This is a genomic window from Mycolicibacterium chubuense, assembly GCF_001044255.1.
Classification (GTDB): domain Bacteria; phylum Actinomycetota; class Actinomycetes; order Mycobacteriales; family Mycobacteriaceae; genus Mycobacterium; species Mycobacterium chubuense.
In genome coordinates this window covers 73,845-98,007 of sequence record NZ_JYNX01000019.1, presented here as the reverse complement: position 1 = coordinate 98,007, position 24,163 = coordinate 73,845, and the positions used below count along the sequence as shown (strand labels likewise).

The 24,163-nt window shown below is 66.5% G+C and carries 27 protein-coding genes and 1 riboswitch; of the genes, 8 read left to right on the top strand and 19 right to left on the bottom strand.

Features of this window, described 5'->3' with window-relative positions; all coding sequences use genetic code 11:
* Nucleotides 1-41 precede the first annotated feature (41 nt).
* Nucleotides 42-392, top strand: a complete 351-nt coding sequence (locus tag MCHUDSM44219_RS31585) for a metallophosphoesterase family protein (protein ID WP_237157327.1) — start codon at nucleotides 42-44, stop codon at nucleotides 390-392.
* A gap of 578 nt (nucleotides 393-970) precedes the next feature.
* Here MCHUDSM44219_RS31585 and MCHUDSM44219_RS04655 read toward each other — a convergent pair.
* The gene (locus MCHUDSM44219_RS04655) at nucleotides 971-2,308 is read right to left on the bottom strand and encodes an aminotransferase-like domain-containing protein (protein ID WP_048417050.1); all 1,338 of its coding nucleotides are present in this window, start codon (nucleotides 2,306-2,308) and stop codon (nucleotides 971-973) included.
* 83 nt (nucleotides 2,309-2,391) lie between these two features.
* Between MCHUDSM44219_RS04655 and MCHUDSM44219_RS04650 the strand changes: the two genes are divergently transcribed.
* Together MCHUDSM44219_RS04650 and MCHUDSM44219_RS04645 are read left to right on the top strand one after the other, a co-directional pair.
* Complete coding sequence (locus MCHUDSM44219_RS04650; RefSeq protein ID WP_048417049.1) at nucleotides 2,392-3,015, top strand: DJ-1/PfpI family protein; 624 nt, start codon at nucleotides 2,392-2,394, stop codon at nucleotides 3,013-3,015.
* A 230-nt stretch (nucleotides 3,016-3,245) separates the two neighbouring features.
* Nucleotides 3,246-3,926, top strand: coding sequence for an SIMPL domain-containing protein (locus MCHUDSM44219_RS04645; RefSeq protein ID WP_048417048.1), 681 nt, complete (start codon nucleotides 3,246-3,248; stop codon nucleotides 3,924-3,926).
* A 138-nt stretch (nucleotides 3,927-4,064) separates the two neighbouring features.
* Here MCHUDSM44219_RS04645 and MCHUDSM44219_RS04640 read toward each other — a convergent pair whose 3' ends face one another.
* The 8 genes from MCHUDSM44219_RS04640 to MCHUDSM44219_RS04615 form a co-directional block, all read right to left on the bottom strand.
* Nucleotides 4,065-4,508: a hypothetical protein gene (locus tag MCHUDSM44219_RS04640; RefSeq protein ID WP_236695352.1), complete on the bottom strand. Its 444-nt coding sequence runs from the start codon at nucleotides 4,506-4,508 to the stop codon at nucleotides 4,065-4,067.
* A 183-nt stretch (nucleotides 4,509-4,691) separates the two neighbouring features.
* Nucleotides 4,692-4,803, bottom strand: a riboswitch (SAM riboswitch).
* A 77-nt stretch (nucleotides 4,804-4,880) separates the two neighbouring features.
* Complete coding sequence (locus tag MCHUDSM44219_RS04635) at nucleotides 4,881-5,141, bottom strand: hypothetical protein (RefSeq protein ID WP_048417046.1); 261 nt, start codon at nucleotides 5,139-5,141, stop codon at nucleotides 4,881-4,883.
* A gap of 43 nt (nucleotides 5,142-5,184) precedes the next feature.
* Complete coding sequence (locus MCHUDSM44219_RS28740; RefSeq protein WP_236695351.1) at nucleotides 5,185-5,577, bottom strand: DUF6188 family protein; 393 nt, start codon at nucleotides 5,575-5,577, stop codon at nucleotides 5,185-5,187.
* A gap of 23 nt (nucleotides 5,578-5,600) precedes the next feature.
* Nucleotides 5,601-5,945, bottom strand: coding sequence for a hypothetical protein (locus MCHUDSM44219_RS28735; RefSeq protein ID WP_236695350.1), 345 nt, complete (start codon nucleotides 5,943-5,945; stop codon nucleotides 5,601-5,603).
* Nucleotides 5,946-5,968: 23 nt separating this feature from the next.
* Nucleotides 5,969-6,340 carry a hypothetical protein gene (locus MCHUDSM44219_RS04630; protein WP_048417045.1) on the bottom strand — a complete coding sequence of 124 codons (372 nt, stop codon included), beginning with the start codon at nucleotides 6,338-6,340 and terminating at the stop codon, nucleotides 5,969-5,971.
* A gap of 4 nt (nucleotides 6,341-6,344) precedes the next feature.
* Nucleotides 6,345-7,619 (bottom strand): WXG100-like domain-containing protein, encoded by a 1,275-nt coding sequence (locus tag MCHUDSM44219_RS04625; RefSeq protein WP_048417044.1) that lies wholly within the window; start codon nucleotides 7,617-7,619, stop codon nucleotides 6,345-6,347.
* Nucleotides 7,616-7,888: a WXG100 family type VII secretion target gene (locus tag MCHUDSM44219_RS04620; protein ID WP_236695349.1), complete on the bottom strand. Its 273-nt coding sequence runs from the start codon at nucleotides 7,886-7,888 to the stop codon at nucleotides 7,616-7,618. Before MCHUDSM44219_RS04620 ends, MCHUDSM44219_RS04625 begins: the two co-directional genes overlap by 4 nt.
* Nucleotides 7,889-7,899: 11 nt before the next feature.
* A complete protein-coding gene (locus MCHUDSM44219_RS04615; RefSeq protein WP_048417116.1) occupies nucleotides 7,900-8,211 on the bottom strand; it encodes a WXG100 family type VII secretion target in 312 nt (103 codons plus the stop codon).
* 124 nt (nucleotides 8,212-8,335) lie between these two features.
* Between MCHUDSM44219_RS04615 and MCHUDSM44219_RS04610 the strand changes: the two genes are divergently transcribed.
* Nucleotides 8,336-9,988 (top strand): NERD domain-containing protein, encoded by a 1,653-nt coding sequence (locus tag MCHUDSM44219_RS04610; RefSeq protein WP_048417042.1) that lies wholly within the window; start codon nucleotides 8,336-8,338, stop codon nucleotides 9,986-9,988.
* Nucleotides 9,985-10,386 (top strand): hypothetical protein, encoded by a 402-nt coding sequence (locus tag MCHUDSM44219_RS28730; RefSeq protein ID WP_236695348.1) that lies wholly within the window; start codon nucleotides 9,985-9,987, stop codon nucleotides 10,384-10,386. Before MCHUDSM44219_RS04610 ends, MCHUDSM44219_RS28730 begins: the two co-directional genes overlap by 4 nt.
* A gap of 8 nt (nucleotides 10,387-10,394) precedes the next feature.
* Here MCHUDSM44219_RS28730 and MCHUDSM44219_RS04605 read toward each other — a convergent pair whose 3' ends face one another.
* Nucleotides 10,395-11,285, bottom strand: a complete 891-nt coding sequence (locus tag MCHUDSM44219_RS04605; RefSeq protein ID WP_048417041.1) for a hypothetical protein — start codon at nucleotides 11,283-11,285, stop codon at nucleotides 10,395-10,397.
* A gap of 276 nt (nucleotides 11,286-11,561) precedes the next feature.
* On the opposite strand from MCHUDSM44219_RS04605, the gene MCHUDSM44219_RS04600 reads away from it, so the two are divergent.
* Nucleotides 11,562-12,695 carry a PE-PPE domain-containing protein gene (locus MCHUDSM44219_RS04600; RefSeq protein ID WP_048417040.1) on the top strand — a complete coding sequence of 378 codons (1,134 nt, stop codon included), beginning with the start codon at nucleotides 11,562-11,564 and terminating at the stop codon, nucleotides 12,693-12,695.
* A 4-nt stretch (nucleotides 12,696-12,699) separates the two neighbouring features.
* Here MCHUDSM44219_RS04600 and MCHUDSM44219_RS04595 read toward each other — a convergent pair whose 3' ends face one another.
* The 4 genes from MCHUDSM44219_RS04595 to MCHUDSM44219_RS28380 all read right to left on the bottom strand — a co-directional run bounded on the left by MCHUDSM44219_RS04595 (nucleotide 12,700) and on the right by MCHUDSM44219_RS28380 (nucleotide 18,066).
* Entirely contained in the window at nucleotides 12,700-13,902 is a 1,203-nt protein-coding gene (locus MCHUDSM44219_RS04595; protein ID WP_053081188.1) for a PE-PPE domain-containing protein, read from the bottom strand.
* Nucleotides 13,903-14,098: 196 nt separating this feature from the next.
* Nucleotides 14,099-15,058, bottom strand: a complete 960-nt coding sequence (locus tag MCHUDSM44219_RS04590; RefSeq protein ID WP_048417039.1) for a hypothetical protein — start codon at nucleotides 15,056-15,058, stop codon at nucleotides 14,099-14,101.
* Nucleotides 15,059-15,162: 104 nt separating this feature from the next.
* Nucleotides 15,163-15,516, bottom strand: coding sequence for a hypothetical protein (locus MCHUDSM44219_RS04585; protein WP_048417038.1), 354 nt, complete (start codon nucleotides 15,514-15,516; stop codon nucleotides 15,163-15,165).
* 93 nt (nucleotides 15,517-15,609) lie between these two features.
* Nucleotides 15,610-18,066 carry a cadherin-like domain-containing protein gene (locus MCHUDSM44219_RS28380; protein ID WP_053081187.1) on the bottom strand — a complete coding sequence of 819 codons (2,457 nt, stop codon included), beginning with the start codon at nucleotides 18,064-18,066 and terminating at the stop codon, nucleotides 15,610-15,612.
* Between the two features lie 168 nt (nucleotides 18,067-18,234).
* On the opposite strand from MCHUDSM44219_RS28380, the gene MCHUDSM44219_RS04575 reads away from it, so the two are divergent.
* Entirely contained in the window at nucleotides 18,235-19,194 is a 960-nt protein-coding gene (locus MCHUDSM44219_RS04575) for a mechanosensitive ion channel family protein (protein WP_048417113.1), read from the top strand.
* Nucleotides 19,195-19,197: 3 nt separating this feature from the next.
* On the opposite strand, the gene MCHUDSM44219_RS04570 is transcribed toward MCHUDSM44219_RS04575, so the two are convergent.
* Together MCHUDSM44219_RS04570 and MCHUDSM44219_RS04565 are read right to left on the bottom strand one after the other, a co-directional pair.
* A complete protein-coding gene (locus tag MCHUDSM44219_RS04570) occupies nucleotides 19,198-20,208 on the bottom strand; it encodes a TIGR03617 family F420-dependent LLM class oxidoreductase (RefSeq protein ID WP_048417037.1) in 1,011 nt (336 codons plus the stop codon).
* 9 nt (nucleotides 20,209-20,217) lie between these two features.
* A complete protein-coding gene (locus MCHUDSM44219_RS04565; protein WP_048417036.1) occupies nucleotides 20,218-20,493 on the bottom strand; it encodes a hypothetical protein in 276 nt (91 codons plus the stop codon).
* A gap of 93 nt (nucleotides 20,494-20,586) precedes the next feature.
* Here MCHUDSM44219_RS04565 and MCHUDSM44219_RS04560 point away from each other — a divergent pair, with 93 nt between their 5' ends.
* Complete coding sequence (locus MCHUDSM44219_RS04560) at nucleotides 20,587-21,117, top strand: TetR/AcrR family transcriptional regulator (protein ID WP_048417035.1); 531 nt, start codon at nucleotides 20,587-20,589, stop codon at nucleotides 21,115-21,117.
* On the opposite strand, the gene MCHUDSM44219_RS04555 is transcribed toward MCHUDSM44219_RS04560, so the two are convergent.
* Genes MCHUDSM44219_RS04555 through MCHUDSM44219_RS04545 form a run of 3 tightly spaced genes read right to left on the bottom strand, consistent with a single transcriptional unit; the run spans nucleotide 21,109 to nucleotide 23,895 of the window.
* Complete coding sequence (locus MCHUDSM44219_RS04555) at nucleotides 21,109-22,698, bottom strand: MFS transporter (protein WP_109777588.1); 1,590 nt, start codon at nucleotides 22,696-22,698, stop codon at nucleotides 21,109-21,111. The two genes, MCHUDSM44219_RS04560 and MCHUDSM44219_RS04555, sit on opposite strands and share 9 nt — an antisense overlap.
* A complete protein-coding gene (locus tag MCHUDSM44219_RS04550; RefSeq protein ID WP_048417033.1) occupies nucleotides 22,695-23,270 on the bottom strand; it encodes a TetR/AcrR family transcriptional regulator in 576 nt (191 codons plus the stop codon). The genes MCHUDSM44219_RS04555 and MCHUDSM44219_RS04550 overlap by 4 nt, the downstream gene beginning before the upstream one ends.
* 10 nt (nucleotides 23,271-23,280) lie before the next feature.
* Complete coding sequence (locus MCHUDSM44219_RS04545; RefSeq protein WP_048417032.1) at nucleotides 23,281-23,895, bottom strand: TetR/AcrR family transcriptional regulator; 615 nt, start codon at nucleotides 23,893-23,895, stop codon at nucleotides 23,281-23,283.
* Between the last annotated feature and the right edge of the window lie 268 nt (nucleotides 23,896-24,163).

Sequence of the window (24,163 nt, the reverse complement as noted above, 5' to 3'; positions counted from 1 at the left end):
TTGGTCGGTGATCTGATCGACGGGGTTCGCAGCAGCTGCGGGTGCTCGAGGTGGTCAAAGCGATGGCCGACGCCGGCACCGCACGAATGGTGTTGGGAAAACATAAGTTCAACGCTCTGGCTTATGCCACCGAATCGCCGGACAGGCCCGGGAATTACCCGCGACCTCACGACGATTCGACCAACCCCTGGTCGGAGAAGAACGAGAATCAATACCGGGCGTTCCTCGACCAGGTGGCCGGTGAGACTCGCGAGAGATACCTGGAGTGGTTCTGGACGCAGCCGATATGGCTCGATCTGGGCGAGCTACGGGTGGTGCACGCCTGCTGGCATAAGGACTCGATCGATCTGCTTGAAAGGCGAGCTCGGCGGGAACCGGCTCCGCTCGGTTGATGACCTCGTACGGACGTCGACCGAAGAAGATGCTGTCTACGACGCGGTCGAAACCTTACTCAAGGGACCAAAAATCAGTCTGACGGAGCATGGTCAGAAACCGTATTTGGACAAGGACGGTCACCCGCGGAACCAGGCGCGGATGCGGTTGGTGGAACGACGGCGCAACCACGCTGCGCGACTTGGCAGAGGTGGGCGGAAACTTCACGACGAGAACCGGTGAGCCCTATCCGCCTCTGCCCGATGTTGCTGTCCCTTAGAGGGAACGGACGTTCGTGTAAGAGGCACATGTGCCGGTGGTCTATGGCCATTACTGGCGGCAGGGTGCTCCCGAGCACCTGCGTGACTGGACCGACTACACGGCATGCGTCGACTTCAGCGCGGTCAAAGGCGGACGCCTGGACGGCGTACCGCTGGTCGAGGGAGAGCAGGATCGATCCGGGCCACTACGTCACCGTCGGCTCGCAGCCACGTCTCGTGGGTTTCAACTGAATGATCCTGCGTCCCAGCGGGAGTCGTTGCGAGGCGGCGCGCTTCGTCGTTGATCACGAAGGTCGGAGTCACGACGCCACAGGTGGTCACCGATGAACGTCGTCCTCGATGGCGCGACGGACGGCAGCGAGAGCATCGGCGAGTGTGCTCAAGGCGGCGGAACCCAGGGCGAGTCGAAGGGCCTGCGGCGGGTTCGCGGTGATCGCGAAGGGCTCGGCTGTCGAGACCGATATCTGGCGTGTCGCCAGGGTCGCAGCGATCCGGTCGGCGCGGGCGCCGTCGGGTAGCGGTAGCCACGTGAAGTAGGACGCCGGATACGCGAGCTGTTCGAAGGGCTGCAACGTTTCTCGGGCGATCGTCTGCCTGAGCGTGGCGTCGGCGCGCTTTTCGGCTTCGAGGCGGGCGACCGTGCCGTCCTCCAGCCACCGTGCGGCGATCGCCGCGGTGAGGGCAGGGGTGTTCCACGTCGTCGCCCGTATTGCTCGTTCGATGGCGCGCATGTGCTCTTGCGGTGCGACGACGAACCCGACGCGCAGTCCGGTAGCGACATTCTTGGACAGCCCGGATACATACACGGTGATGTCGGGAGCGGTCGCGGCCAACGGTGGTGGGGGGCTGTCGACAAGGTAGGCATACGAGCCGTCTTCAATCAGGAGCAGCTCGTGGCGGCGGGCAATGCCGATCAGATGTCGGCGGCTGTCTTCCGTCATCACCCAGCCCAGCGGGTTGTGCAGGGTGGGCATCGCGTAGATCGCGCGTACCGGCCGGCGCCGGCACAGGCTATCCAGCCCGTCCATGTCGGGACCGGCCACAGTTGTTGGGATGGGCGTCAATTCGAGGTGCAGCGATTCGGCGAGCACCTTGAACCCGGGGTAGGTCACGGCATCGGCAGCGACGACGTCGCCAGGTCGCAGCATGGCCAGCGCGGTGACCGCCAGCCCGTGTTGGGCTCCGTTGACCACGGCCACGCGGTCGGGAGTGACGTCGAGTCCGCGACTGAGCAGATGGGTGGCCACCGCGGCCCGATCGCGATCCCGCCCACCGTGGGGTTGGTAGCGCAGCAGCGCGTCCAGGTCGCCCGAGCCGGCCAGCTCACGCAACGCCTGACGCAGCAGGTCGGCCTGGCCGGGAAGCGCGGGATAGTTGAAGTTCAGGTCGACAGCGTCTGCGGTGAGGGCGTGCTGATCGATGCCGTGCCCGGGGGGAAGTGCGAGGTCGCGGACGAACGTCCCGCGTCCCTGTTCGCTGCTGACCAGGCCCATCGCTTCGAGTTCGGCATAGACACGCGAGGCGGTGACGACGGCGATGCCCTCGCGGGCGGCGAGGTCGCGATGAGTCGGCAATTGCGTTCCGGCGCTGAGCCGCCCAGTCCGGATCTCGGCGGCGAAGGCATCGACGATGCGCTTGTACCTGGCGGTGGGCACCCCCGATTGTATGCATGACAATTCTTTGTCCGTCATGCATCGCCGCTTCTACGGTCGCATCATCACGCCGAGAGGACGCTGTCATGCACATCGCCATCCTGACCTTCGAGGGCTACAACGAGCTGGACTCCCTGATTGCGCTCGGGGTCCTCAATCGCATCAAGGACGATGACTGGCGGGTCACCATCGCCGCCCCGACTGCGCAGGTGACGTCGATGAACGGGGTCACCATCGAGCGGATGTCCAGCCTGGAGGACGCTGTTGCTGCCGACGCGGTCATCGTCGGCAGCGGCATCGCCACCCGCGAGGTCGTCGACACCCCGGCGATCATGGATGTTCTGCGGGGACTCGACCCGCAGCGCCAGCTCATCGCTGCGCAATGCTCCGGAGCGCTGGTCCTGGCGAAGCTCGGACTGCTGCGTGATGTGCCCGCGTGCACCGACCTGACGACGAAGCCCTGGGTGATCGCTGCCGGCGTGGACGTGCTCAACCAGCCGTTCTTCGCCACAGACAACATCGCTACCGCCGGAGGCTGCTTGGCTTCGCAGTACCTGGCCGCCTGGCTGATCGCGCGCCTACGTGGAAAAGACGAGGCCCTCGAGGCGTTGCATTACGTCGCCCCGGTCGGCGAAAAGCAGGACTACATCGATCGGGCTTGGCGCAACGTCGCGCCGTATCTGCCCGCTGCGGTGCCTGCGCTGCTCTGATGTGGGGTGCCGGAATACACGGAGGACGGGTGAAGCGGCTGCCGGCCCAGTGGGCGTGACCGCGGGTCGACTACCGCAGGACTGCACCTTCGGCACGAGCGGTTCGCTGGTCATGCATCGAGAGAGTGCTGCTGCGTGGCAACCTGATTCCGCAGAACCGACGCGTGGCGAACCGACGAAGTTCTGAATGGTGACGTCGGCTGTCGGTGCTTCCCGCTAGCGTCAGGCAAATGTCCACTGAGATCACAGTTCGGGGCTCGTTCTCCGATTTCCAGCCGCCCGAGCGGGGGACCGTGCACGCCTCTGTCAGTTATCACGGCCCCGAGAAGGACTGGGTCTATGACCAGGTGGCTCGTGACCTCGAGGTCGTCAAGGAATCGATCCGCAGGCTCGAGGACGGCGACCATGGCGCCGTCACGTGGTGGTCAGCAGCACAGCTGCGCACCTGGTCCCATCGGCCCCGAAACGAGGATGGTGAAGAGCTCCCGCCCGTCTATGACGCGAGCGTCCGCGTCGAAGTGAAGTTCCGCGACTTCACCGCACTGTCACAGTGGGTGGGCGGACACGTTACCGGAACCGAAGGATTCGAACTCTCCTACGTGAGGTGGGCGCTCACCACCAAGAGCCGGGAGGAACTGGTCGCACGGGTCCGTACCCGGGCTGTTCAGGATGCGGCAGCCCGCGCGCAGCTGTACGCCGACGCTCTCGATCTCGGAACCGTCCGCCCCATCGCGATCGCCGATGCCGGCATGCTCGGTGGCCAAGCACAGTCCCAGTTTGGCGACGGGTTCGGATCCGTCGACGCGGCACCGGCGTCCTCTCGCAGCGGCCCGGACGTCGAGCTCGTGCCGGAAGACATCAGGGTGTCGGCGACTGTTGACGCGCGGTTCGTCGCAGCCGCGGCCTCCTGACGGCTCCTCGTCGCAGGCCGAAACAATTAGACCGTGCGGTCGCCCGACGAGGTCTTGCCCGACGTCGCTCCGGTGTACGTGAATTGCGTTTCGACACAACACCTCCGGCGATCCCGGTGACAATCCCGGGCGCGTTGGTCACATCGGGCGGACCTGGGGGAAGCCCGGGCCGATCAATCGAGCGAAGGCATCCTGCGACGCTTCCCAGCTCGCGGGATGCTTCTGCCTCCAGACTTCCAGCGGGACATCGGCGAGAGGATCGAAACTCGCCGCAAGCGCGGGGTACTCAGCGCGACGCCAGTCACGAAGGCGGACGTCGCCGCGGGCGAACTCCTTCAGACGCGCACTCTGCTCATCGCGGATGTGGGGCGGCGCATCGATGCGTACCCCTACTCCGTGCATCAGGCTGTGCCGACCCAGCCTGAACGGCTCGAATCCCCAACTCCTTCCGACGTCGCTGTTGACTGCGCGGCAGTGCTCGCATGCCAGCCAGGCCCAGCGCGACGTACCGCCGGCCGTTGCACGGAAGTAGACGATGCACAGGTCGTACTCACGCGACACGTCGGCCTTTTCCCAACGCACGGGGTGGTCCTCACATCGGCAGGACTGCCAGCGCGACCGTGTGCCTCGTTGGATCGGGCCGCGGATTCCACCGCACGGGACGTGGACAGAGAGAGCTTTGACTCGCTCGCGCACAGCCGCATCCGTGGGACTGTCGATGTTGTCCGACATATCTTGCGCCTTCTGGCGACGCCGCGTTCAGGCGTCCACCGCTTGCACGCTTTCGCGTGCCGGCTCTTCCCCTGGGGCACCGTGCGGTGTGGCGCGGTTGCCGGGACGACGGGCCAGGTACCCGAACAGTCGTCCGCTCGTGAGCTCCCTCAGCTTATGGGATAGCAGCGACAAGGCGGGACCTGATGGGCACAGCGACCGTCTCGCATAGTGGCGCCCTATTCACGGCCATTCCGCGATTTTGACCGCATTGACCTGAGCAAGGAGGTCGCTGATCCTCTTGCCGTACTCGGTCGGTTCCCAGTCGTCGTCCAGCGCATTGATGAACTCGTCGCTGAGCAGGAGCACGACCTGCTCCGCGTGTTCGAGTGACAATCGGTTCAGCTGTGTCAGCCCCTCGAGGAGGTTGGGGTTGCGGCGAGCCAGAACGTCATTCAGCAATGCCGCGTCAGAAATGCTGAGGAAGCTGAAACGGGCGTCCACGAGGTCATCCTTTCAGTCGCCAGGGCAGGGGAGAGGCCCACGCTCAACTGTTAAGTCCTGAAGTGTCCTTATTCCAGACGGCGAGCTCTCCGCCGGGCATGCAGACGACGAGTGCGCCACCCGGACCCGACACGTTCCACGCCTCATACGCATCATCCGATGGCACCTGCAACGCAGTGCCATCTCCGAAACAGATTCTGAGTAATCCCGATTCATCTGCAGTCGCCTCGACGACCGCTCGTCTGATCAGCTGGCGGATCGGTCCGAAGGCTTCGTCAGGATCCTCCTCTGGTGAAAAGGCGACTAACATTCCTTCGCGAACCAGCGTGAAGGGCGACGCGATGAGGACGAAATGCCCCTCTGATAGCTGCAGGAGCACCGAATGCTCGATGAGCACGGACCGCAACCTTTTTCCGCCCAAGCCCAGATCTATCATGGCTGACTCCTTCAGTGTGCATCTCAGGTGACGTCGCCTGTGTGCACTTCGATCTCATCGGGACGTGGCCATCTCGACGGTGGCTGATCGGTGACCCACGCGAATTCCAGTCCTGAGACGTGGCCATCGCTGAGCCAGATGATGATCTCGCCCCGATAGTGGCTTTCGTTGGATACAAATGTGCGCGCTGGAAATGGGCCGTCTGGAAATGGCGCAGCCGCTGCGGAGTTCGGTGTCTTGACATCGAGGATCCAGTGCGTTTCGTTGGAGACGAGGGCACCGTCGAGGTCACGCAGAAGCGCTTTTGCACCGCGAACGCCTGCCGAGGTGAAGATGGCGCGGATCAAGTCTGATTCGTCCGCCGACATCGGTCGCCATCTCGACTGTTCTGTCACGAGGTGAGCTTCAGGATGGGCTGCCGACCGACGATCCGCAGCCGGCCCCAATCGCCCTCCACGATAAAGCCGTCGCCCTCGTCTTGGAGGATGTCAATGTTGCCCAGGTCTTCCTCACCAGTCGCGTCAGTGAAGTGTTTCTCGGTGCGACGAATCCATTCGACAACTGCTACGTCAGGGAACACGAGATTCGCTGCGGCATAGCAGTAGTGCTCGCCGGGGCGCGGCGGATGGTAGGCGGGACTCTCGGGTGTCAAGACCGCGTCGAGCCTGAAGACAATCTGTTGGGGCGTCTCGACGATCTCGAGTACGTAGCTGTCCTCGAGATACACGCCTGCCAAGCCAGGAAACTTCGAGTAGTCGATCATCGGTTCACCAATCCCACAATATCGGCGTGTGGTTGCCTTCACTACGTCTCGTCACAGGATTCCCATTCGGATCGATCCTCTGTCCGGTCGCGTCTCTGAGCTCGACATGCGGAGCCTCGCTACCCGGGGTCCGCGGGCTTCCCTCCTTGATTGTCATACGAACGACACCATTCTCGTCCACGTACTTCGGTGGTCCGCCAGGTGTCTGAACCTTCGCCCAACCTTGCGAGTTCGCGTAGTTTTCCAGTTCGCTGGCCTTCGGAATACGTCCGGCGAACAGGTCGCCGATGTTCCGTGGTGGTGGCGGCCCCTCCGGCTTGCCCTTCCGTCCCAGGTTTTTGATCCGCTGGAGCTTCTGACGCAGCCCGGCAATGTCATGTGCCCGTTTGACGCCCCTGCTGATGTTCTTGGTGATCTTCCAAGCGCCAACGGCTTCGGCGATGATGCGGGCGAACTTCGTAATCGACTGCGCTGCTTTGGCCGTCGCGGCTACCCCGCCTACTCCGAACGACACAAAGGATGCCGCGACGCCGATCGCCGCGGTCATCGCCAGTTCCACGGCCAGATCCCCTAGGATGCCTTCCAGCTGCGTCCGCAGGTCACCGAGAGCCGATGCATAGTCTCGGCATGACTGCGCCAGCTCAGCGCATCCGTTCACGACTGACGACGTGGCATCCCGCAGCTGTTCGAGGTCTCGGACGATGATCTCCACCTCGGGCGAGTGCGTGTCGCGGAACGCCCGGGCATCCACCTCCAGCGCCTCGGCGATCGACGTCGTCTGGTAGACCGTAGCCATCCTGTCCCAGGCATCGGCAGCCTTCGACACCTTGTCCGTGTCGCCGTCGGGCACCGGGACGCCCACCTGCTGCATCAGCCCGATCGTGTCCAGCAGGCCTCTGCCGGGACCGCCGGCGGAGGGAGGCGTTGTCAGAACACCGGCTGTGCTCGGCGGTTCGGGCGGTTTCGTTGGTGGAGCACCCTGGTTGCCGGCAGTCGCGTTGTGCTCGGCGACGGCGTGGTTGTACCCCGCCTGGATGATCACGCCGCCGTAGTTCTCCATCGCTGCGATCAGATCATTTGCAGCACCGAGGACTTCAGCCGCTCGCTCGTCGTAGGAGGCCGCCCACGCCACCCCCGACTCGTCGGTGCCCGCCATCGATCCGGTAGTGCCGAGGATGCCCACGTTGACGTTGAAGGCACTATAGAGTTTGCCCGCCTTCTCGAAGAGTCCCGTACCGACCGCGTAATAGGTGTCGGTGTCAACATCCTGAAGGGTCACGTCAGCATCGCGACGTTCAGCTGACCCGCGCTGGTGTAGTTCTGGTGGGCGTTGTGCGCAGCCGCCCGAAGCTGGGCCAGCGCCTCGCGCATCTCGGAGGAAGCTGTCATCCACTCGGTGTGGCGCGCCCTGTGCTCCTCTGCCGCCTCGCCGGACCACGTCGCGTGCAAGGCCTCAACCTGCCCGTCGATCCGGGCTGCCAAAGACTCTGCTCGCTGCTGGAATGACTGCAGTCGATCGACAAAGCTCAACAGCTCATCGAGTTCCACCCTGTAACGCATCAGATGTACAGATCCGTCTGGATGGAGCCGATCACCTCGCCGGACTGAACGTCTTGCTCGGCATAACGAACCGCAGCCTGCCCGATGTTGAGTGACCGCTCGGCAAGTGCGTCGATCAAAGTCACTGCTACCTCGAGCCACTCTCCCCATGCGTCGGAGAACGTGGACGAAGCGACACCCGACCAGCCGCGAGTCAGGTTCTCCCACTCTCGTGTCAAATCCTCGAGCTCCTCGCTCAGTTCCACAGCGTCGTTGCCCAACGCGCGGGACGCGGCGAATGCCTGATCGACATCTACTCTCAGCTCTTGCATGACCTTCCTCGAAAGCGTCGGTAGTTCGAGGCTAGCCGCCGCCGGGAGGGGGTCCTGACGCCAATTTCTCGCCATGTCCGCGGTCCTCGCTACCATCGGGAACGACTCAAGGGGGAGGCGACGCATGACCATCACCGTGTCCGAGACACCACGGCTGGCCAACGGCGCCGAGCGCAGGGTCTGGCAGGCCCTGATCGACCAGCTCGAGCCCGGCGACCTGGTCATCCCCGGCAAACGCGTCACCGACCACCTCAAAGACCACGAGATCGACTTCTTCGTCGCCATCGAGGGCGCCGGCATCGTCTGCGTCGAGGTCAAGGGCGGCGAGGTGTGGCATGACGGGGAGACCTGGCGGCAGAAGCGCCGCGGCCACGAGCACAAGATCGACCCCGTCCGTCAGGCCCGTGAGGCCTGCTACGCGCTGCGTGACTTCGTCGAGAAGGATCCCCGCTGGACGCAGGGTCGACTGCGCTGGGACCACGTCGTGGTGCTGCCCAACACCGACCTGTCCGACGACTTCGCCCTGCCCGACTGTCCACGCTGGAAGGTCATCGACCGCACCGACCTGCCCGACATCGTCGCCAAACTGCGCGAGGTCCTGCACAGCCAGGAACTCGACCGGCCGCTGCTCAGCCGTCTCGGAATCGCCGAACTCAACGAATCGTTGAGCGGGCGTGGTCTCCCGCAGCGCAGCGTCGTCGCCCGCGCACTCGAAAACGAAGACGCGGCAGACGTTCTCACCGAACACCAGTCCGTCATCCTCGACGCGATCCGGCTGCTGCATCGCGTCGAGATCCGCGGCGGCGCCGGCAGCGGCAAGACCTTCCTGGCGATGGAACAGGCCCGCCGCTTGGCCCGCGACGGGCAGCGCGTCGCCCTAGTCTGCTACTCCCACGGCCTTGCCTCCTACCTCGAGCGGATCACCGCGACCTGGAACCGGCGTCAACAGCCGGCCTACGTCGGCGAGTTCCACGACCTCGGCAAGACGTGGGGCGCTCCCGCCGGACCCGACGAGTCGCTGCGCACCGACGAGACGGTGGAGTTCTGGGAACGGCACCTACCGGCTCAGATGACCGAGCTGGCAATGCAACTCGACCAGGGCCACCGGTTCGACGCGATCGTCGTCGACGAGGCGCAGGACTTCGCCGACGCCTGGTGGGATCCGCTGCTGGCCGCGTTGCGGGACGACGAGACCGGCGGGCTCTACGTGTTCACCGACGAAGGCCAGCGGGTGTTCCACCGGCACGGCTCACCTCCGGTGCCGCTGGTTCCGCTCGTGCTCGACCACAACCTGCGCAACACCCGTCAGATCGCCAACGCGTTCCAGCCGCTGGTCGATCACCCGATGCGTTTCCTCGGGGGCGAAGGCCCAGCGGTCAAGTATGTGGCGTGTACGCGGGAGGACGCGATGGACGTCGGTGACGACGAAGTGGAGGCGCTGCTCGAGCAGGGCTGGCGGCCCGAGGACGTGGCGCTGCTGACCACCGGCAGCCGCCATCCCGAGCAACGCGAACGCCAAGCCGCGGGCAGCGCCGCCTACTGGGACAGCTTCTGGGACGCCGATCAGGTCTTCTACGGTCACGTGCTCGGCTTCAAGGGCCTCGAACGCCGAGCGGTCGTCCTCGTCGTCAACGAGGAGTCGGCGTTCGAGCGCTCCCGCGAGCGTCTCTATGTCGGATTGTCCCGCGCCCGAGATCAATTGGTCGTCTGCGGTGACCCGGACTTCCTGCGGGAAGTCGGGGGACCGGACCTCGCGCGGCGGCTGAACATCCCGTGAGCACGCATCATCGGAACGAAGACCGGCCTCGCGAAATGGACGAAGGTCTTTTCGAAAGAGTCGCCGCCGCAGTGCGGGAGGGCGACGACATCGAGACGATCGCCAACAAACAGGTCAACAGGATTGCCGGACTTGACCGTGAGGGTGTGTACGTAGAAACCGCTCGGTCTCGCGATCGGGGAACGGGTCCCCAGCATGTTCCAGCCTGGATGATCGTCCGTGCGTGGGATCATCTCCGTCGGAACGGCGAACTCAGCCAAGTCGTCCTACTCAACCACCTCAACGTGAAGCGCTCCGCCTTTGTCTGCGCGTTGCTCGCGCTCTTCCCCGATGTGGTAGTCCAATCAAGTCGTCCGGTTGTTCTGCAGTTGGTCACCGAGTCTGGAAGTGCTGAATGATATTTCGCTCAGTAGCTGGACTGCGGGACCGGTTTAACGGTGAAAAGCTCACCGCTGAGTTCCGAGCACGACCCGGTGGCGTCTCGACGGATCTCCACCTCGCCCACGATGCACCGCTCGTCTGCCGGACTGAATTGAACGGATTTCCCGAACGGACGAATCGCCGGCGTGAGGAAGAGCGGACCTATCGGATTGTCAAGCGCGCGCCGAAGTTCGTCCTCCGTGACGCGAGGGAACCTCCCTTTGAGATTCGGAAACAGGGCTTCCGAAAGAACATCTGAGTGGAAGGCCGCGAGCGTGCCGTCGACAATATTCTCGCTGACCGTGATGGCGTTCTTGGGACCTTGGCTGGTCGCGTGCACGGTGAGCCGCACGCCGAAGTTCTCGTCGGGATAGAGGCTCGCGCCAGTCAGTTCTACCTTGCCGTCTGCTCGGCCATGGCGAAGCGCCATCCAGCCCGGCCCTGCAGAGCCGTCAAGTGCCAGTCGTCGCGGGACGCGGTCCCAGCGGGCGAGCACCGCGTCGGCGTCCCAGGTCGTCCACCGGCCCCCGATCGTGTAGCGGTAGTAGTGAAGGTGACCGCCAACCCGGTCGATATCTACGGGGGGCTCAGGCGCAGCGAAGGGGCCACGCTCGAACCGCAGCAGCGTGATTCCGGTCGGTAAGTGGCCGAGCCAGTTTGTGAACAAGCTGTTCTCTACATCGGACACCGCTCGGTCGGTGGTGTCGTAGAAACCGGTGAACGGTGCGTTCGAATCCGCGATACCGCAGAACGCTGCCTTCACCTCCGCCTTCAGCGTCTTCTGCCACTGGTGTCTCTCCATCCCGCCGAACTGGACGCGGTAGCCAGTCCATACCTCGACGGCTGTGGTTGTTGCGTGGACGTGATACGGCTTCATCGTCTCCCCGGGGATCGGCGTTGTGCGACAGGCTAGGACATGGGCGCAAGGCCGACACCTGCTCAAGCTGCGTTGCGCACTAAGGGTGCGGCGACCACGCGAATGCTGCGAACGACGATGAAGCCCCGTTCACGCAGAACGGACCAAGCAAACACGGGGGGTTTCCCCGATTCCTCGAACGGCGCCGGCCCGTAGCGTCAGAATTATCAGGCTCGGGGAGCTCTCTGCGTGAACACGGGGTGGAAAATGTATCGCTTGGCCGTCCTTCTTGGAGCCATGATCGTTGCGCTGAGTACCGGGGTAGCGAACGCCTCGACCGCGCTGCTCCTCGGTGGAAAGGGCGTGTACGCGAAACTCACCGAGCAGCAGATGGCCGAGGCGTTCGGCGGCTACTTCGCCGACTACGACCGGCGCGTCAACGTCCCCTTCCCCGGCAAGGAGCTCTACTCCTCCGTCGCCAAGGGCGCCGACAACCTCTACGCCGCGGTCTACGACCCCGCCTACGCCGGACCCAAGACCATCGGCGGCGTCTCCGAGGGCGCGCCGTCGGTCATGGAGGTGCTGCGCCGGCTCGAGGCCGACCGCGCCAACACCACCGACGGCAAGGAACCGCCGCCGCCCTCGGAACTCAACGTCGCCATCTACGGCGCGCCCAGCAAGCGCTTCCTCGGCAAGCTCGCCGACCTGCCCACCCCCGTCACCCCCTATGACGTCCTCATCGTCAAGACCGAGTACGACGGTCTCGCGGACTTCCCGGACAACACCTGGAACATGCTCGCCGTCAGCAACGCCGTCATGGGAGCGATGACCCTGCACGTGAAGAATTCCAACTTCGACATCCGCAACAACCCGACCGAATACACCATCGAGGTGAACAGCGCCGGCGGAACGACGACCACCATCCTGATTCCCGCCGAGGTGCTGCCGATCCTGGCGCCGATGGTCGCTTTCCACTTCGACCCGAAGTTCGTCGCCGCCCTCGACAGCAAGCTGCGGCCCATCATCGACTCGGCCTACAACCGACCGCCCATGGAGACCGGCATCCCGCCGACCCTGACCGGGCCGCCCGCGCCCAAGCCGACGACCACCACGCTCGTCGCTGAGACCGCCGCCAAGCCGGAGGACGACGCACCCACGCCGACGCGCTCCCTCAAGCGGGCGACCTCGTGGAAGGACGCCGTCACCCGCCGGCAGGAGCGCATCGAGAAGCTGCGCGAAGCCGTCGAAGCCAAAAAGTCTGCACGCAACGATGATTCGGACGCGGAAGAGGCCACGAAGCCGGCCAAAACCGCCGACGAGGACTCCTCGGCCACCGAGACCAAGGCGGAAAGCGCCAAAGCTGAGACCACCAAGTCTGAGCCGGCGAAGGCCGACAAGGCCACCGCCTCCGCCGGCGGCGACAGCGAGTAGCGGTCTACTGGCCGCTGTCCCCGCCGGCGCTGCTGCGATCCGACGACCCGGAATCCCGCGATGACGGCTTGCTCGACGACGACGCATCGTCGGCCGATGCGCGCGAGGGGCGCAGGGACTTCAGCGGCTCGGTCAACTTCTTCAGTTCCCGCGTCGCGGTCGTCGTGATCGACCGCACCGCGTCCGCCACGTCGTCGTCCTTCGTCGACGTCGTCGTGGACTTCGCCGGCTTCGCTTCCTGAACGTCTCCTTCGACATCGGAGTCGGGCTCCGGTGCGCTCTTCACCGCCTCCGTCGTGACCGCGGCCTTCTTCGTCGTGGCCTGCACCGGTGCCGGATCAGGCTCCGCGACGGGGGTTTTGGCGGCGACAGCAGTGGCCACGGTCGGCGTCGGCCGCGCGTCCTCCGGGATGTAGCTGCGGTCGTAACCCTGGTCGACGATCTCCTTCAGCGGTCCGTTCAGCTGATCGGCGAGCGCGTTCAAGCCGATGAGCCGCAGCGGGTTCAGCAGCGGCAGATTCTCCGTCGGCACCAGCACGTAGGTGGTGTTGCCTTCATCCCAGACGATGTTGTTGGGGTCGTTGATGTCGACGTCGCGGTAGTCGTGCAGCGTGATGAACCCGGAGAGCGCATTGGCGACCGCCAGCAGGTTGAGCCCGTTGTCCGGGAAGTCGGCCACCGGATCGTACTCGCGGGCGATATCGATGACGTGGTACTGGCTCGGCTGCGAAACGCCGAACTCCTTGTCCGCGCCGCCGTACTTGCGGGTGGAGTTGCCCATCAGGATGAACGTCACGTTCTCCGCCGGCGGTGCGTCCGCATCGTCGGCGTGGTCGGTGATCCAGTGCTGGGCGATCTGCGCGCCGTTGCTGTAGGCGTAGATGACGATCGGCTCGTCGTTGGCTTCGGCCTTGAGGACGTTGTCGAGCCGCGCGACCCCGAAGGGGGTGATGAAGCTGAGGTAGGGGATCTCGGTGCACGTGTTCGGTGCCTGGCAGACCACGCCCTGCAGCGTCTCGTTGATGTAGTTGCCCTTCACCGGGCTGATCGTCCGAACCGTGAGCGGCCCCTCCGGGATCACACTCGCGGCGCTCGCGGTGGGTGCGGCGACCAGCGGCAGCAACGCCCCGGCGACGGCGAACCCCAGCAGGGGACCTCTGCGGTGGCGACGATCTCCGTCGGCGTGATGGCGGCCTGAAGCGCTCATGGGCAAATCTTTCCTGGAACGTGATGTGGTTCCCCGACGAAGCCCGGAACGCTGCTCTTCAACGATTTCCCGGTAGCGACGAGACTAGCCATCGATCTTGTCGCAAACAAGGTGGGCGCGGGCCGTGTCCGGTACGTCAGTCAAACGTCATCTATGACTTTTGACATGGTCGTCAGTATCGAGCGCTCGCGAGCAATCAGCGGACCATGGCGTGCAGGCGCTTCTCGGTCCTGCTCAGCAAGTCGTCGTCGACGTCGAGGTCCAGCGCAAGGCCGCCCAGATGGATCGTGCCGGTGGCGTGCTCGAGGACGCGGGGCAGCGCCTCGATGATGTCGACATACTCGGCGGTGAACTCGCGGATGCCCTGCAGCGGCATGTCGAGAAGCCTTGCGCAGTCGGCGATCACGTCGGTGTAAGCCGACGGCGCGGCGAGCTCACGGCACTGTTCGGACAGTTCGAGGAGCCGCTCCTGGTAGTCCATCAGGCGGTGCGCGATGTGCTCGACCGCCTCGGCGTCGGGCTCGCCGTCGCCGCCTTCTCGCCCGAAGGCGGCCATGAATGCGCGGGCGTTCACGAACGCCGCGAGCTGTTGCGTGGTGGCCAGCATCTGGTCGAGCAGGTCGCTCAGCGCCGACGCCAGATACGGGCCGGTCGACACGTGCATGCTGCCCGACGCGGTGAATCCCAGCTCGCTGTCGCGCAGCCGCGGCAGGACCGCAGAGGTGCGCTGCATCAGGACCGACGCGAACAACGCGTGCTCCCACGCCTGCGGCTTGTCCCGTTTCAGCGCCGCCAGCTCACCGGCGGTGGTGGCCATCCTCGCGATGGGACGGTCGTCGTCGGCCGGTGGCTGCGCGACCGCGCGCGTCGGGGCCTCGCCGTCCTTGCCGTAGACGGCGCGGCTGTCCCCGAGTAGCGTCCACCGGCGTTGCCGCTCGGCCCGGATCCGCAACTCCTCCTCGCGACGTTCCGCCAGGCGCTGCCGCTCCTCGGCGCGCTGGATCGCGGCCCGGCTGGCGTAGTAGATGCCCACCGACAGTCCGATGACGGCCGCCGCGCCGACGATCCACCAGATGTACTTGACGATCAGGCCGAGCAGGAACAGCACGCCGAGGACGCCGACGAAGCCGCCGCCCCCCGAGTCCCTCCTGGCCATGCGCCGACCATACGAGCGGGCACCGACAAGTCCGAGATCCACTTTCTGCAGCGAAGGTGCGCGTAGCCGTCTGCACAACGTGGATCTCGTCGCAGAGGCCTCCGTTACCCGGCGTATTCGTCGCGCGACAACACGAGCGTGTCGACCGGGGAGGTGATATCGACGTAGGAGTGGCCGGGATGGTCGTGCGACGCCAGAGCGCTCAGGTGATCAACCACCTCGCCGGCCGTCGTGCGATCGAAACGCCACACCACACGACCGTCGCTCAGTTCGACACAGGAGGCGTCGGCGTCGACGACGAAGTCGTGAGCGACTCCGTCCCCATCCAGGTGCGACGCCCCCTCGCGCAGGGCATCGCTCACTGTGTTCTTGAAGGCGGTGATGCCTTCGCTATCCATCGCAAGAAGGATCGCGTCGTCGCCGAACAGAAACCCTGCAGCGAGCCCAACGCGAATCATCGCCTCATCTTCCCTCGTTGTCAGCACACCTCACTAGACGCCGACATTGTCGCTGACATCGGGCACTCGTCGCACATGGCCGGGCCGACGCGACTAGACGATCGACCCGCTCCCGACAAGGCGGGCGGACAGCTCCTGCAGGTACACCTCGAGGTCCGTGTAGCCCAACGCCGAGAGCGTCGTCGCATTCTGGTTGGCCACCGACGGATTCAGCCCGTTGGCGATCTCCCACGCGTCGGGCATCCCGTCGTTGTCGGTATCCACGGGCGCCGTCGGCGGCTGACCCGTATACGCCGGCAGCAACGCATCATTGGCCGGGTTCGTGTTCGGGGCGGCCGTCGCGATGGTGTTGCTCGCGATCGAGGCGAATAGCCGGCGGTCCATCGGGTCGCGCGGCCATGCCCCCGCGCGCGTGAGTAACTCGGCGACCAACTGGGATGTCGGCGTGTAGGTGATCGCGGGGAACGGGTTGCGCGCCGTCAACTTCTGCGCCCGGATCGTCGCGGCGTCCGGGATGCCCGCCGTCGGAAAGTCGTTGCAGCAGTGGAACAGCTGATAGTCGGACCGGCCGGGATAGCTGCTCATCTGGTTGCCGCTGACGTAGAGCCGGTTGCCCGCCACGCGCAGGATCTGATCGTCGAACATGCCGTACGGGAACTGCGGCCCGACCCGGAAATAGTTGTTGACCGCGTTGAGGTTCCAGTAGATCGGATACGGGTTGCCGCGGCTGTCGGTGACGATGTTGGTGCTCACCCCCAGCGCGATGAAGAACCTCGGATCCCAGTACAGATTGTTCGACAGCTCCAGGTTCATCGTGGAGTTCGCCGCCGCGAGCGACTCCCGGCTGCCCTCCGGCAACCGACCCTCGATCCGGTTGAACACGTTGTGGTGCAGCGTGATGTTGTTCAACTCGAACCCGTGGGCCGGGTTCGAGTAGTTCATCAGCACCCCGCCGTAGAACGAGTGGCCGCCCACCGTCTCGGCCATCACCGAGTTCTGGATCGTGATGTTGTTGGAGTACGAGATCTCCACCGCCTCGTCAGTGGCGTTCCCGATCGACACGTGGTCGACGACCGCGTTGCGCGTGTAGCGCAAACGCAGCCCGTCGTCGCTCGGTCCGTTCACACCCGGCCGGATTCGAATGTGCTGCAGCACCCAGTTTTCCGCGTAGTCACCGGGCGCCCGTACCGCCTGGTCCTGGAACGGCGTCTCGTCGGTGACGAAACCCCGGATCGTGATCCCGCCCGGCGACGTCTGGCCCGCGATGGTCACATCCCCGTTCGTCAGATGGATCTGCGTGTCGATCAGACCGCTGACCTTGAACAGGATGTACTTCGCCCCCGGCTGATCGATCGCCCACTGCAGCGAGCCGACACCCGAGGCGTTGGTGTTCGTCACGTACACCACGGCGCCGCCGCGCCCGCCGGTGGTCGTACTGCCGAACCCCTCCGCTCCGGGGAACGCGGGCAGCGCGCCGGGCGGCGGCGGGGGAGTGACCGGCCCCGGGCCGATCGGCACGGCGACCGGCACTATGACGGTGCCGCCGTGGCCGTCGTCGATCGTCACGACGAACGTGTCGGCCCGGTCGGCCGCGCTCGCGCCGGGAGCCGACGCGTTCTGCCGCGCGGTCGCCGACGGGGTGTAGGTGAACGCACCCACAGCCGTCACGGCAACTTCGCCCTTAGGGGTGGCCGTCGGTCCGCGGTAGGTGAGGGTGTCACCGTCCGCGTCGTCGGCGCGCACCGTCCCCGTCACCATCCACGTCGACGAATCCGGTTGACCCACCGTCACCCTCGCGTTGGTCGGGATCGCATTCCTCGGCGCGATCGTCAGCGTCAGCGGGATGGTCGTCACCGCTCCGTAGCGGTCCGTGGCCGCCAGTGCCGCGGCGTCAGTGGTCGTCCCGGCAGCGCCGGTCGCCGCGGTGTGCCGGGCCGTGCCGGTCGGTGTATAGGTGAACGACCCGTCGGAGCCGACCGACAGGTCGCCGCGCTGCGGCGCCGTCGACACACGGTAGGAGATGCGATCGCCGTCGGGATCGGTGACCGGTACCGACCCGGTGAGCGCCCCGTCGGTCGACCGGGGCGCCTCGAGGTTCGGCGCACCCGCGACAGGTGCGCTGTTTTTGGGTGCGACCTTCACCCTGACCGCCGTCGATCGGGACCGGCCGCGGCCGTCGTCGGCCGTCACCCGGAATCTGTCGACGTCGGTGAAGCGCGTTGCCCGCGCCCGGCGACGCGCGTCGTCGGTCGGGTCGTAGGCGAAGGACCCGTCGGACTCCATCGTCACCGCACCCCGGGACGGGCGCCCCGCGCGGAACGTGACGGAGTCACCGTCCGGGTCCGTTGCGCTCACCGCGCCGGTCACCCGTCCGCTCACTGGATTCGGCTCGGCCACAGTGGTTCTGATGCGCGACGGCGCCTGGTTGGCGCCGTCGTCGGCCTGGGCCGTCCCGGCGCCGACCAGCGCCGCGGCACCGAGTCCGAACGCCAGCAGTCCCGCACCCAGCCAGGCGGTGGGGCGCGGTCTCCAGCGCACGGACGTTCCCATGTAACGATGTCCCCATCTGGCCCGCCACTCACTGGCAGCAAGCGGGCCCCTCGACGTTGACGTGCAGTTACCGTACTCCGGGCAACGCGCACCCCGAAGGCTTTTGCGGGACGTTCACCCACCGGATGATTTGCGTTCGGCCCCGTGGGTAGACATACGGTCGAGATGATGGACGTATACAACCTCGCCTTCGAATGGACCGAAACCAACCGGCACTGGCTGCTCGAAGTTCCCATCCGGATCGTTGCGTACATCCTGGTCGTGCTCGTCGCACGATATGTGCTGCACCGGATGATCGATCGGGCCGCCACCGGCAGATCCCGCAAGAACGTCGTCTCGGATGACCAGGCGCCGGCCAAGAAACCTCCGCTGCTGCGCGGCCTGCGCGACCGCGGGCAGTCCTCGGCCGCGAGTGCCCGCGCCGCCGAGCGCCGCCAGCAGCGCGCGCAGACCATCGCCTCGGTGCTGAAGTCGACGGTGTCGATCGTGCTGCTGATCTGGGTTGCGCTGGGCGTTCTCAACGTGCTCGGCGTCAACATCGCGCCGTTCCTCGCGTCGGCCGGCGTCGTCGGCCTCGCGATCGGCTTCGGCGCGCAGAACCTGGTGCGCGACTTCGTGACCGGCGTGTTCATGCTCCTCGAAGACCAGTACGGCGTCGGCGACACCGTCGACCTCGGCGACGCCGTCGGCGACGTCGAGAGCGTCGGTCTGCGCATCACCACCGTGCGCGATATCGACGGCACCCTCTGGTACGTGCGCAACGGCGAGATCGCCCGCGTGGGCAACATGAGCCAGGACTACGCGGTCGCCCGCATCGAGATCCCGGTCGCGCCCACCGCCGACGTCGAACGCGCCGAGAAGGTCGCCCTCGACGCCGCCCATAGCGCACTCGACGACCCGAAAATCGCCGCCAAGGTCCTCGGCGAACCCGAGATGCTCGGTGTTCAGGAGGTGCGGTCCGACCAGGTCACCCTGAGGATGACCGTGAAGACCCGGCCCGGTGTCCAGTGGTCGGTCCAGCGCCGGCTGCGGCGCGAGATTCTGCGCGCCTTCGACGAGAACGGAATCGAACTGCCCTACGCAGGCAACCGGTTCCTGGCCGCGGTCAACGGTCCTGCCGGCGAATAGCGCTCACGAGAGGCGCTGGGCCACTTCCCCGTATCGCTCGAACCACTCGCGGTCGGCCAGCGCGTTGTACAGCACCAACCGTGTCGCCACCCCGTCGTACTTCGCCCTCAGCGCGTCGGCCAGGCCGTCCCATGTCGACTCCGTCGCGAACGCCGCGATGTGGTCGTCGGTGATCTGCGCCGCCATGCCGGCGAAGTCCCCGGCCTTCTGCTTCTCCCGGATCCGCGCCGTCGTGCCCTCGAACCCGGCTTCGTCCCAGATGAACGCGTAATTCGGGGTGCTGCCGTAGAAGCTCATGCTGGCCCGGACCAGTTCGCGCTCCCGGTGCCGTTCCTCGTCGGTGTCGCCGACGATCGTCATCACCGGCACGATCACCGCGATGTCGTCGGCGGAGCGGCCCGCCTTCTCCGCGCCGGCGGCCCGGTTCGGCAGCACGTGGCGCCGGATGTAGCCGGGCTCGCCGAGCGGGTGCACGTGGATGCCATCGGCGACCTCGCCGGCCATCCGCAGCATCCACGGATTCACGGCGGCGATGTCGACCTTCGGATCCGGTACGTCGATCGGGCCGGGACTCCACTGCGGGGTGATGAAGTCGAGGCTGTAGAAATCGCCGCGGTGCTCGAGCTTCCCGGTGCGGAACGCCGCGAAGCATGCCTTGACCGCGAGCACGTAGTCCCGCAGCCGCGGCCCCGGATGTTCGAACTCCACGCCGTAGCGGCGGACCACGTGCGTGCGCACCTGCGTGCCCAGGCCCAGGCGGAACGCGCCGCCCGAGGCCTCCTGCAGTTCCCACGCCGTCGCCGCCGTGACGAACGGGCTGCGCGGGAACGCCACCGCCACGCCCGTCGACAGCTCCAGCCCCGGCGCCGCCTGCGCGGCCACCGCCGCGTTGAGATACGGCGTGCGGCCGGTCTCGGTGAACAGCAGGCCCGAGAACCCCGCGGTCTGCGTGCGCCGGGCGAGGTCGGCGACCTCGAGCAGGGGCTGCGGCATCGTCATCGCGTCGACATGCACGGTCGAACCCTACGCTGCGAGCTTCTCCGGGATTTCGTGCTCGGGCTGCGCCGGCGCGTCCTCGACACCGCGATAGCGCTGCAGATACCGGTCGATCTGTGCGTCCCGCACCGGCTTCGCCCATGCGTGCTTGCCGACGCGTGAACCCGCGATCATCGCCGCGATGAACACGACCAGCGCCGTGCCGTAGGCCACCGCCGCGGCGCTGCCTGTCGCCAGCGCGTGCACGAACAGTCCCAGTGCCACGAACGTCAGCAGGAAGTTGAGGTAGGCGAACGTCGCCATGAGGTCTCCTCCCGTCAAACGCTACGCTCACCGTAGCGCTACGCCTAGTGTAGCGTTTTCCGCGACCGGGATATTCCGCGCGAAGGAGCAGCGATGACGCCGAGGCGCGACGTCGACCAGCGCATCGCCGACGCGACGCTGGACCTGCTGCGCACCCGCGGGCCTCGGGGCGTGACCGTCGAGGCGGTCACCGCCCGGTCCGGGGTTGCGAAGACCACGATCTACCGGCGCTACAAGGACCGGCGGGAGATGCTCTCCGCCGCGCTGGAGCGGCTCGCACCGACGGAACCGCCCGGCGCGGACACCGACCCGCGCGAGCTGCTGCGCTGGGTGATCGGGCACGCCGTCGAGGCCGTCGACGCCGGCATCGGGTTCGGTGGCTTCGCGGCGCTGCTCACCGACGAGGATCCGGAGTTCACGGAGGTGTTCCGGCGCATCCTCGCCGGTCAGCGCGCCGCGCTGGAGCAGGTGATCGAGGACAGCTGGGCCGGCGTCGACGCGGCGACGCTGATCGACGCGCTGGTCGGGGCGTACACCGCCGAGCGCGCCCGCACCGGGACCGTCGCCGACGGGTGGGAAGCGCGACTGTTCGACCTGTTCTGGCCGGTGGTCGGGTCAGCCTGAGTCGCGGACCGCGAGGTAGTGCTGGGACACGGCTTCGCCGTCGGTGTACTTCTCCACGTTCTGCTCGATCAGCTGATCCTGGCCCGTCAACCGCGTGTAGTGCTGATGCATGTGCTCGCCCCAGGAGCGCACCACGAACGTCTCGATGTAGGTCGACGCCTCCTCGACGCTGCGGAACAGCCGCCACTGCGCCGCGCCGGTGCGCTGGCGCGACCGACCCAGCACCGCCATCGCCGCGACGAACGCCTCCTCGTTCTCCGGGGCCACCCGGTAGGACGTCAGCACCAGCACGGGCCCGTCGAGCGGTTCGGGCTCGAACAGCAGCGTCGGCTCCGGCCAGTGCGACGACGGCGACAGGTCGAGGTTGCCGGTGCTGCGGTGCAGCGGCCACCACAGCAGCGACACCCCGCATGCCGCCAGCAGGCCGGCGCTGACCAGCAGGCTGTTCACGCTGCTGGTGGCCCCGGCGAGCACGCCCCACACCACCGAGCCGAGCGCCTGCCCGCCCATGAAGATCAGCTGGTAGACCGACAGCCCGCGGGCCCGCACCCAGCCCGGCAGGCTCAGCTGCATCGACGCGTTGAGCGTCGACAGCGACAGCAGCCACGCCGCCCCGCCGACCACCAGCGCGGCGAGGACCGCCGCGAAGCTGTGCACCAGCGCCAGCACCACCGTCGCCACCGCGAAGCCACCCGCCCCGAGGGCCAGCAGCGTGTTCTGCCCGAACCGCGACCGCAGCCGCGACAGCACCAACGCTCCGAGCAGCGCCCCGACTCCCAACGCGCCGAGCAGCAGGCCGTACCCCGACGACGACAGCCCCAGCTGGTCGGCCGCGATCACCGGCAGCAGTCCCCACAGCGCACTCGCCGGGCCGATGAACAGCGCGGTACGCAGCAGGATGCGCCGCACGATCGGCGAGCTGCGGATGTAGCGGCCCCCCGCGCTCAGCGCAGCGAGCGCCCGCTCGGGCGGGAAGTTGTGCTCGATCGGCGGACGCCGCCACCAGATCAGCACGGCCACGATCCCGATGAACGACACCGCGTTGAGCGCGAACACCAGCGTCGGACCGGCCAGCGACACCAGCGCACCGGCGATCGCGGGCCCGATCGCCCGGGCGCCGTTCATGCTCATGCTGCCCAGCGCGGCAGCGGCCGGGATCTGTTGCGGCGGAACCAGATCGGGCTGGATGGCCTGCCAGGCCGGCGCGGTGAGCGCCTGCCCGCACCCGATGACGAACAGCACGATCAGCAGCACCGCGGGCGTCGTCAGCCCGAATCCGGTGAGCGTGGCCAGGAACGCCACCCCGGCGGCCATCGCGCCCTGCGTGGCGATCAGCAGCCGGCGCCGGTCGATCAGGTCGGCCAGCACCCCGGACGGCAGCGCCAGCAGCATGACCGGCAGCGTCGTCGCCGTCTGCACCAGCGGCACCAGCACCGCGGCGCGCGGATCGTCGACGAGCATCCACTGCGCGCCGACGGTCTGCATCCAGGTGCCCAGGTTGGAGACGAGCTGCGCGATCCACAGTGCGCGGAAGACCGGCGAGCGCAGCGGTGCCCAGGTCGAGGGAGCAGCCGTCGTCACCACGACATCTTGGCGTCGAGGATCGACAGCGCGCTGGGAAGCGCCTTCTCGGGTAGGGGGGTGTTGTGTGCGGCGCCCATGATCACGCCGACGATCGCGCCGGCCAGCACGCTGCGCTCGGCCTCGTCGGTCGGCTCGTCGAGCCGGTGCTGCAGCGCATCGGTGATGAGCCCGATCAGCTTGATGAGTTCGGCGTAGATCAGCCCGTGCGCCTCGGGCACCTGGTAGAGCAGCTGCTGACCGATGAGGTCGGCTTCCCGGTCTTGCTCGGACAGCGAGCCGAACACCTCGGTCACCGCGTATTCGTATGCGGCGATCGGCGTCAGATGCCGGGGTGCCGCGATGAAGGCCGCGACGATCAGCGGCGAGTGGTCCGCGGAGATCAGCACCGCTTCCTTGACGCGGAAGTAGCGGTAGAAGGTGCGGGGGGAGACCTCGGCGGCCTCGGCGATCTGCTCGACCGTGGTGTCCGCGTATCCCTGCTCGGTGAACAGCCGCAGCGCCTCGCGGCGGATGGCCTGGCGGGTCTGCCACTTCTTGCGCTCCCGCAGGCCGGCCGACTCGATTGTCATGGTGGGACCATCATGCATCCGTGACGGGAGCGCGGCCGATCACCCGATCGGTGTAGTCGAGGACGGGCTTGTACAGCCCGGTGACCGCGTCGGCGTCGCCGGTGCTCAGGGCATGGGTGACCAGCGTCGAGATTCCGGCGACGAGCGCCTCGCAGGCGAAGCGGTCGGAGTCGCTACGCGCACCGAAGATCTCCACGACGCCGGCGACGAACTCCTGCTGCAGTTCGATCCGCCGCCGCATGGCGTCGGGGCCGGCGGCGTACACCTCGACCAGATACAGCCGCGCGGTGGCCGGATCGAGCGCGATGAAGCCGAGGTACCGCTCGAGCATCGCGGCGAACCGCTGCATCGGGGTGCCGACCTCCGGGACCGTGAGGATGTCATCGATGACATGACGCTGCATGCGCGCATAGCCGGCCACGAACAGGTCCTGCTTGGAGTCGAAATGCTGATAGAACGTGGCCCGGGAGACCTTCGCCTCCTTGATGACGTCGTCGACGGTGGTGCTGCTGTAACCATTGGCGGTCATCACCGTGGCGAGGGCCTTGAACAACCGCTGCTTCTGGTGGGCCGTCACCTCTTCGCGACTGAGGTGATGGCGACCGGACGCAAGCCGCTCGACCACGGGGTTCCCCCTCTGACCTCGGCAGCGTCGCATGATCTCGCAGGTGCTGTGACTGTGTCGAAAGTATAGGCGGGCCAGGGTCCCCTCCGGTGGACGTGCGAGTCATTTCCTTTTCAAGAACTTTGTTGTCTCTCAGAAACACCGATGTTTATGTACGATGCTCTTGGTTTCTCTCGCAATGACTGTCAAGGCGCGCGCAGTGAGGGGTTGAGCGGAGCCTTTTCCTCAGACGCGTCGGTCCCTGGTGTCACCAGGTGGGGGAGCCGTG